Origin of the sequence: Aeromonas sp. sif2433 (assembly GCF_019218705.1) — a bacterium.
Classification (GTDB): Bacteria; Pseudomonadota; Gammaproteobacteria; order Enterobacterales; family Aeromonadaceae; genus Aeromonas; species Aeromonas encheleia.
The window spans coordinates 307565-315798 of record NZ_JAHUXD010000006.1; the positions used below are offsets into that span (position 1 = coordinate 307565).

The following is an 8234-nucleotide window of genomic DNA, read 5'->3' on the forward strand; positions in this document are numbered from 1 at the left end:
TGGGCCACAGGAAAAAAGAGGGGTATTCTGTCACATCCCGGATCTGCTGAAAACTCAAGGACGACACCACAGTGTTTGAGCTAAAAAAATGGCTGGGTCAGCTGCTGATGCCGCTGCCCTTCTCCCTCTCCTTATTGCTGTTGGCGCTGCTGCTGCTCTGGTTCACCCGCTTCCAGAAGACCGGCAAGCTGCTGGCCACCTGCGCGCTGCTGCTGATCACCCTGATGGGGATGCGGCCGGTAAGCTACGAGCTGGCCCGCCCGCTGGAGCAGACCTTCCCGCCCTTCGAGACAAGCCTGCACCCGGACATCGACGCCATCGTCGTGCTCGGCAACGGCCACGTGAGCGATCCCGCCGTGCCCATGCGCAGCTGGCAGAACAACATCGCCCAGGCGCGAACCCTGGAGGGGGTGCGGCTGGCCCTGGCTTATCCCCAGGCGCAGCTCATCTTCTCCGGTTATGTGGCGGGGGATCCCTTGTCCAACGCCGAGGTCAACGCCCTCATGGCGCAGAGCTTAGGGATAGACAGATCCCGAATGACGTTGTTTGAAAACAACAAAGACACCCATGACGAGGCGGTCAGCATCAGTCGTTATCTCAAGGGCAAGCGGGTGGCGCTGGTGAGCTCGGCCACCCATCTGCCGCGGGCCATGGCGCTCTACCGCGGCCAGGGACTCGATGCGGTGCCGGCCCCCACCGACTATACCGCCAAGCAGAGCCAGCAACCGCAACCCCTCTACAGTTACCTGCCCAAGGGGCGTTATCTGATGTATTCCGAGGCTGCCATTCACGAGTGGATTGGGGTATGGTGGGCCCGTTTGCGGGGGCAGGTTAACGAATGAGCGATCGGCTCTTGCATTCCTGATTTGGATCAGGAAAGCGAAAAAAAATTACGTCATTTGCCGCCGGGTCAGCTATCTTGGGCTCGGTTCAATTCATATAATGTCGCGCAATCAAATGCCTAGGAGAGTTACAAGATGAGACAGCACCTGGTAATGGGTAACTGGAAACTGAACGGCACCAAGGCTTCTGTAGAAGCTCTGATCAAAGGACTGACCCCGGCTGCTGCCGCTCATCCTTCTGTGCAAGTCGCCGTCTGCCCGCCGGTTATCTTTTTGGGCCTGGTTGAGCAACTGACCGCCGGCAGCAAGATCGCCTACGGTGCCCAGAATGCCGACCTTCACGAGTCTGGTGCCTTCACCGGCGAGAACGCCCCCTCCATGCTGAAAGCCTTCGGCTGCACCTACTCCCTGGTCGGCCACAGCGAGCGCCGCACCCTGCACGCAGAGACCGACGACGTGGTGGCTGCCAAGTACGAAGTCATCCAGAAAGCCGATCTGATCCCCGTGCTCTGCATCGGTGAGACCCTGGCTCAGTTCGAAGCCGGTACCACCAATACCGTGGTCGAGACCCAGCTGAAAGCCGTGATCGATCGCTGTGGCATCGCCTCCTTCAGCAAGGCCGTGGTGGCTTACGAGCCGGTATGGGCCATCGGCACTGGCAAGACTGCCACCCCGGAGATCGCCCAGTCCGTCCACGCTCACATCCGTCAGTATCTGGCTGGCTTTGACGCGGCCGTGGCTGCCAAGGTCCAGATCCTGTACGGCGGCTCCGTCACCGGTGCCACCGCTGCCGATCTGTTCGGTCAGCCGGACATCGACGGTGGCCTGGTGGGTGGTGCGTCCCTGAAAGTGGACGACTTCTCCCAGATCATCGCTGGCGCTGCCCAGTAAGTGATGCACAGAGAGGGGCCTGGCCCCTCTCTGGTATATCGCTTTCCTATGGTGTCCGCATTCCATAGGAAAGCCGATATAGTAAACATGGCTGACCCCATTTTCAGATACAGATTTTTGACAACTCAGATCCAGAGGCACTCATGACCAAGCAAATCAAACGTATTGGTGTTTTGACCAGTGGTGGTGACGCACCGGGTATGAACGCAGCCATCCGCGCCGTGGTGCGCGCCGGTCTGCATCATGGCCTGGAAGTCTACGGCATCTATGATGGCTACCTCGGTCTGCATCAGGACAGGATCGTCAAGCTGGAGCGCCACAGCGTCTCCGACGTGGTTAACCGCGGTGGTACCTTCCTCGGCTCTGCCCGTTTCCCCGCCTTCAAAGATCCGAAAGTCCGGGCCGAGGCGATCGAGAACCTGAAAAAACACGGCATCGACGCCTTGGTGGTGATCGGCGGTGACGGCTCCTACATGGGTGCCAAGAAGCTGACCGAAGAGGGCTTCCCCTGCATCGGCCTGCCGGGCACCATCGACAACGACATCGCCGGTACCGACTTCACCATCGGCTTCGATACCGCACTGAACGTGGTAGTGGATGCCATCGACCGTCTGCGCGACACCTGCAGCTCCCACCACCGCATCTCTGTGGTCGAGATCATGGGCCGCCACTGTGGCGATCTGGCCATGTCTGCCGCCGTGGCCGGCGGTGCCGAGTATGTGATAGTGCCGGAAGTGACCTTCGACAAGGACAAGCTGCTGCAACAGATCAAGGAAGGCGAAGCCAAAGGCAAGAAGCACGCCATCATCACCATCTGTGAGCACGTCACCGACGTGAACGCCCTGGCCAAGGACATCGAGGCCATGACCGGTCGCGAGACCCGCGCCACCATCCTGGGCCACATCCAGCGCGGCGGCTCGCCGACCGCCCGCGATCGCATCATGTCCAGCCGCATGGGCGCCTTCGCCGTCGAGCAACTGCTGGCCGGCCAGGGTGGCCGCTGCGTCGGTATCCAGGGCAACGAGATGGTGCACCACGACATCATCGACTGCATCGAGAACCTCAAGCGCCCGTTCGATCAGGAGCTGTACGACCTCTCCACCACTCTGTTCTAAGCCAGATAGCGCTGATACAGGTTGCTGTGACAAAAACCCTCCGCCGGAGGGTTTTTTTATATGTCCGTGGCGGCTGGCCGTCGGCCCCTTCGGTGCCACACCTCCGCGCCCAGCACTCCCGAAGACATGGAGGCACGGGACCTGACCTCAGGCTTATCCCCAGCAAGGGTCACTCAGCGCCCATGACACGTTTTACTCTGCTCTGACTGTCTCACTGAGGTCGATCGCCGTGGCCAGCCACGCCCCTAATACTGTGAGAGCCTCTGCCCGTCATCCGGCTCGCTGGCACCGGGTCCCCGTCCCTAGATCCCTCCCCCGGCAAGGCGCCGCCAGCAGCCTCCATTACAGCCAGATAGGGGGGTAACAAGCACCCACCGCTGCCAGATTTTCTCTTGGCCAAGGCGATATTCCCCCTGTTTTGAACCATGAATTGTGAAAACGCTGCCAGGAGGTGACGTTAAGGCACTGCCATGACTGGGGTAAGAGACAGGATAGAGAGGAAAAGTGGCTGGATAAGTCATATAGTGCATCCAGGCAAGCCAACGCCTCCATGGCGACATCTCCAGACGCAGTAACGGAGGGTTTTAGGCGAGAAAACTTATGAAACCCAATAAAAGCCCCATATAAAACCCATAAAAAAATCACCACACAAAAACGTAATGCCATGTATTTACTACAAATAATACCATGCAGATGACATGCGCATCCCCCACCTTATCACCATGGTGATAAAGTGACCTCAAAATTGTAAAAAAGACGCCTTATTCTTATCTTGCAATAAAACTGCCACATAAATACATTTATCATTGTTTTACCAGGCCGTTATGGTATCTTGATCCCATCATTAGTTAGTGAAGGGAGACAAAATAATGAAAGAGTTCGTTGTTACCGCCGTATTTACCGTGTTTTTCACTCTGGTTGCCGTCTCTCTGCCGTCACTGGCACAGCTTTGAGTCGGTTGATTGCCCAGAGAATGACATGGTCTGAACGCCATCAAGGCCTGGATGCTGGCTAATCACTCACAGAATATGTTTTTGGTGCCACTGATCTGAATATGCAGACGAATCGGCCTTTATAGTCAATCTGCGCATGTTTTACGATCAAGCCATCGCCAACAAGGGGAGCCTCATGCTCCCCTTGTTGCATTTCTGCCGACGGGATTTACTCTTGCTCCCCTGCCCGTCACAATATCTGCTGGACTAGCCATGCAGGAATTACCATGACCCAAGATGCTCTGCGCCATTGGCGCCGTGATCTTCATCGTCTGCCCGAAGCGGCCTGGTGTGAATTTAGAACCAGCTCCCTCATCGCTCATCACCTCTCTGAACTCGGTTTCTCCGTCATGCTGGGTGACCAGCTGCTGGCCAGCAACCTCATCATGGGGCGGGAGATCGACGTCGCGGCCCAGAAGGAGCGCGCCCTGCGCCAGGGTGCACACCCCGACTGGCTGGCCCGTATCGAAGAGATAACGGGCGTGATGGGACTCTGGGAGAGCGGCCGACCGGGCCCTACCCTGGCGTTTCGCTTCGACATAGACGCGGTAGAAGTGAATGAGGGCCAGGGAGAGCTGCATCCCCCCAGCCAAGAGGGGTGGCAGTCTCACAACCCGGGCTGGATGCACGCCTGTGCCCACGATGGCCACACCGCCATCGGTCTGGTGCTGGCCGAGCGGATCAAAGCCCTGGCCGAGCGGCTCAACGGGCGCATCAAGCTGTTCTTCCAGCCTGCCGAGGAGGGTTGCCGCGGTGGCAAGGCACTGGCGGCGGGCGGTCAGCTCGACGACGTGGATGCCCTGCTGGCGCTGCATATCGGCATTCATGCCAAGAGTGGCGAACTGGTGGTCAACCCGACCGAGTTCCTCTGCTCCACCAAGTTCGATGTGGAGTTTATGGGCCGTGCCGCCCACGCTGGGCTCGAGCCCAACGCGGGCAGCAATGCGCTGGCTGCGGCCTGCATGGCCACCACCGCCATGCTCGGCATCCCCCGCCACCGGGATGGCATGACCCGCATCAACATAGGTCAGCTCAGCGGCGGTAGCGGCCGCAACGTGATCCCTGGCCATGCCCGCCTGCAGGGGGAGACCCGAGGCGCGTCCCCTGAGCTTAACAACTACATGTTTGGCCAGGTGCAGCAGATAGTGGAAGGGGCCGCCCTGATGCAGGGCACGACCTACCTCATCCGCAAGCAGGGGGAAGCCATCGGCATCGAGAACAGCCCGGCCCTGCTCGAGGAGATAGTGCCGCTGGCACAGGCGCTCCAACTCGAGATCATCCACAGCCGCCGCTTCGGCGCCAGCGAGGATGCCGGCTTCCTCATCGAGCGGGTGCAGCGCAGCGGCGGCGAGGCCGCCTATCTGATCCTGGGGGCCGATCTGGCGGCGCCCCACCACCATCCGGAATTCGACTTCGATGAAACCGTGCTGAGCCACGGGGTCGACCTGCTCGAAGCCTGGTTGCTCAGCCGCCTCGGCACCTGAGAAATACGAAGATGAAAAAAGGCAGCCCAAGGGCTGCCTTTTTTGTGGCTGGCGAGGAGCCGGTGCCTCATTGTCCCAGCACTATGGCGAAGAGGTGGGCGAAGTGATGGATCTCGTGGGTCGCCTCGCACGCCACCTGCTGGCGCGCCGGGTTGTACCAGCAGGTGGCCAGCCCCTGCGCCGCGGCGCCGGCGATGTCGGTCTTGGGATTGTCCCCCACCATTAGCACTCGCGCCGGGCTCGGTTGCCCCATCAGCTCGAGCGCATGCTGGAAGATGGCGGCGGCCGGCTTGGTCACATTCACCTCGTCGGAGATGATCAGCGGCTCGAACCAGTCGTCCCAGCCCAGCTTGCTGAGGCGACCACGCTGGGGCAGGCTGAAGCCATTGGTGATGATCCCCATCCTCACTTGGCCCTGCAGGAGCGCCTCCAGGGTCTCGACCACCCCCTCCAGCGGCATGCTCAGGGCGATGATCTGCTGCAGGAAGGTGTCGTTCATCGCCATGGGCGCCACATCCACCTGCTCGGCAAACAGCGAGAAGCGAGTCTGCTGCAGATGGGTGGCGTCTATCTCGCCGGAGTTGTACTGCTGCCACAGTCTGTGGTTCAGCTCGTGATATTGCGCCATCTTGGGCGCGCTGGGTGTCACCCCGTAGATCTGCAGGGTCTGCTCCAGGGCCTGGGCGACCGGGAAATCGAGCAGGGTTTCGTCCAGATCGAACAGCACCCAGTCATAACTTGGTTGTTTCACGCTTGTCCTCATTCGTTGTCTTGCTTAGGTTGCTTGCTCATGCATCTCGATCATCGAGGCGCCGCCCCAGCGGGCCGTCGAGCAGATCCAGCGTCAATCTGACCCCGAATCCGGTCACCTCGCTGCTGACCACACCATTGCCCCCCTTGTTGCGAAAACCGCTCAGGTCGAGGTGCAACCAGGGGGTCTGCTCGGGCACGAAACGGCTGAGGAAGCGGGCAGCATCGATGTGATCCGGTGACGCACCCGGCGCACACTGTAGCAGATCGGCCCATTCGCTATCGAGGTTGTCATCGTAATCCTCGTCCAGCGGGAAGGGCCAGACACGCTCGCCGCTGCACTGGCCCAGGCTTATCAACTCGCCGAGCCACTGGGGTCTGTTGGTAAAGGCGCCGCTGTAACGGCTGCCGAGCGCCCGCTTGCAGGCACCGGTGAGAGTCGCGTAGTCGATCAGCAGGTCCGGCTCGTCCTGCACCGCCATGGCCAGGGTATCCGCCAGCACCATGCGCCCCTCGGCATCGGTGTCGACCACCTCTATGGTGGTACCGTTGATGGCGGTCACCACCTCCCCGGGTTTGTAGGCCTGCGGGCCTATGTGGTTCTCGGCGATGGCGAGCCAGCAGTGCACCTCGTAGGGCAGTTGGGCCCGGCTGATTGCATAGAGGGTGCCCAGCGCCACGGCGCTGCCCCCCATGTCCAGGTGCATACCATACATGCTGCCGCCGACCTTGAGGTTGTAGCCCCCGGAGTCGTGGCAGATCCCCTTGCCCACCAGCGCCAGCCTGCGCTCCGCCTTGGCCGGGCAATAGCTGAGCTTGACGATGGCGGCCTGGTTGTCTGCCGATCCCCTGGCCACCGCCAGGAAGGCGCCGGCGCCGAGTCTGGCGAGTTCGGCCTCATCGTATTCCTGCCACTGCCAGCCCTCCTGCTGCGCCAGCTGCTGCGCCCACGCCCGGTAGCTGCGGGGGGTCAGATCGGAGGCCGGCAGCACGGCGAGATGACGGGCCAGGCCATTGCCTTGCGCCTCGGCATGGATCCGGACCAGATCGAGCTCGCACGCGGGTGACACCATCAGGTGCCGGTAGCTCGGGGGCTCCTCGCTGCGCTGCTTGTGGGTTGGCAGCGGCACATTGGCCGCGAGCAGCGCCGAGAGCACCAGCTCGGCCAGCAGGGCCCGGCTGGTGTCGTCGAATCCCTCAAGATGCAGCGCCAACTGCTCCACCTTGAGGCCGGCCAGGGGAGCGACCCAGGAGCGGGCCAGCTTGTAGAGCCGATGATCCAGGGTTGGCTTGGGCTCCACGAAGATCAGCAGCTGCAGACCCCGGCCGTCGGCCAGCCGATAAGGGGCCTTCTGGCCAAGGGCGAGCTGGGCCGCGACCCCGGCGAAGGCGGGTTGCGCCAGCAGGGTGCGGCGCTCGGTGTCGGCGACCAGCAGCAGCTTGATCTGCGCCTGGCCTGCCATCACCTCGTCAAGGCTAGTGGTCTGGATGTCAATCTTGGGAGGGAGATAACTGAAGGGTTGCAGCATAGGAAGCGGCCTCATCCATGAACAGAGGTCACGATGATACCGAACAAGGGCTGGCGACGACCAGTAGCTTGAAAATTAATGTTCAAGATCAGGATGATAGAATTGGAGATCAGAGAGGGGAAAAATAGGAGATAACATGAAAAGTTGGTTGCGGGGGCCAGATTTGAACTGACGACCTTCGGGTTATGAGCCCGACGAGCTACCGAGCTGCTCCACCCCGCGTCCGAATTGTTTGTCCGTCACCGGACCTATCCCACAGGGTACCGAGCAGAGGCACCTTGCGTCTTCGTCTCACCGCAGCGACCGAAGCCGTGCCATGAATACAAATAGTTGGTTGCGGGGGCCAGATTTGAACTGACGACCTTCGGGTTATGAGCCCGACGAGCTACCGAGCTGCTCCACCCCGCGTCCGAATTGTTTGTCCGTTACCGGACCTATCCCGCAGGGTACCGAGCAGAGGCACCTTGCGTCTTCGTCTCACCGCAGCGACCGAAGCCGTGCCATGAATACAAATAGTTGGTTGCGGGGGCCAGATTTGAACTGACGACCTTCGGGTTATGAGCCCGACGAGCTACCGAGCTGCTCCACCCCGCGTCCGAATTGTTTGTCCGTTACCGGACCTATCCCGCAG

The 8234-nt window shown here is 60.7% G+C and carries 6 protein-coding genes and 3 tRNA genes; 4 read left to right on the forward strand and 5 right to left on the reverse strand.

What is annotated here, in order from left to right; translation table 11 throughout:
* Positions 1-71 precede the first annotated feature (71 nt).
* The 4 genes from elyC to KW825_RS11875 all read left to right on the forward strand — a co-directional run bounded on the left by elyC (position 72) and on the right by KW825_RS11875 (position 5324).
* On the forward strand, positions 72-842 hold the full coding sequence (elyC, locus tag KW825_RS11860; protein ID WP_218329325.1) for an envelope biogenesis factor ElyC: 771 nt from the start codon (positions 72-74) through the stop codon (positions 840-842).
* A gap of 135 nt (positions 843-977) precedes the next feature.
* Entirely contained in the window at positions 978-1733 is a 756-nt protein-coding gene (gene tpiA, locus KW825_RS11865; protein WP_218291302.1) for a triose-phosphate isomerase, read from the forward strand.
* Between the two features lie 143 nt (positions 1734-1876).
* Complete coding sequence (pfkA, locus tag KW825_RS11870) at positions 1877-2848, forward strand: 6-phosphofructokinase (RefSeq protein ID WP_042652255.1); 972 nt, start codon at positions 1877-1879, stop codon at positions 2846-2848.
* A gap of 1219 nt (positions 2849-4067) precedes the next feature.
* The gene (locus KW825_RS11875) at positions 4068-5324 is read left to right on the forward strand and encodes an amidohydrolase (protein WP_218291301.1); all 1257 of its coding nucleotides are present in this window, start codon (positions 4068-4070) and stop codon (positions 5322-5324) included.
* 67 nt (positions 5325-5391) lie between these two features.
* On the opposite strand, the gene yjjG is transcribed toward KW825_RS11875, so the two are convergent.
* The 5 genes from yjjG to KW825_RS11900 all read right to left on the reverse strand — a co-directional run bounded on the left by yjjG (position 5392) and on the right by KW825_RS11900 (position 8197).
* Positions 5392-6075 (reverse strand): pyrimidine 5'-nucleotidase, encoded by a 684-nt coding sequence (gene yjjG, locus KW825_RS11880; protein ID WP_218291300.1) that lies wholly within the window; start codon positions 6073-6075, stop codon positions 5392-5394.
* A gap of 37 nt (positions 6076-6112) precedes the next feature.
* Positions 6113-7603 carry a leucyl aminopeptidase family protein gene (locus tag KW825_RS11885; RefSeq protein WP_218329326.1) on the reverse strand — a complete coding sequence of 497 codons (1491 nt, stop codon included), beginning with the start codon at positions 7601-7603 and terminating at the stop codon, positions 6113-6115.
* A 145-nt stretch (positions 7604-7748) separates the two neighbouring features.
* Positions 7749-7825 (reverse strand) — tRNA-Met (locus tag KW825_RS11890).
* A 109-nt stretch (positions 7826-7934) separates the two neighbouring features.
* Positions 7935-8011: transfer RNA gene (locus KW825_RS11895), tRNA-Met, on the reverse strand.
* A 109-nt stretch (positions 8012-8120) separates the two neighbouring features.
* Positions 8121-8197, reverse strand: a tRNA-Met gene (locus KW825_RS11900).
* Between the last annotated feature and the right edge of the window lie 37 nt (positions 8198-8234).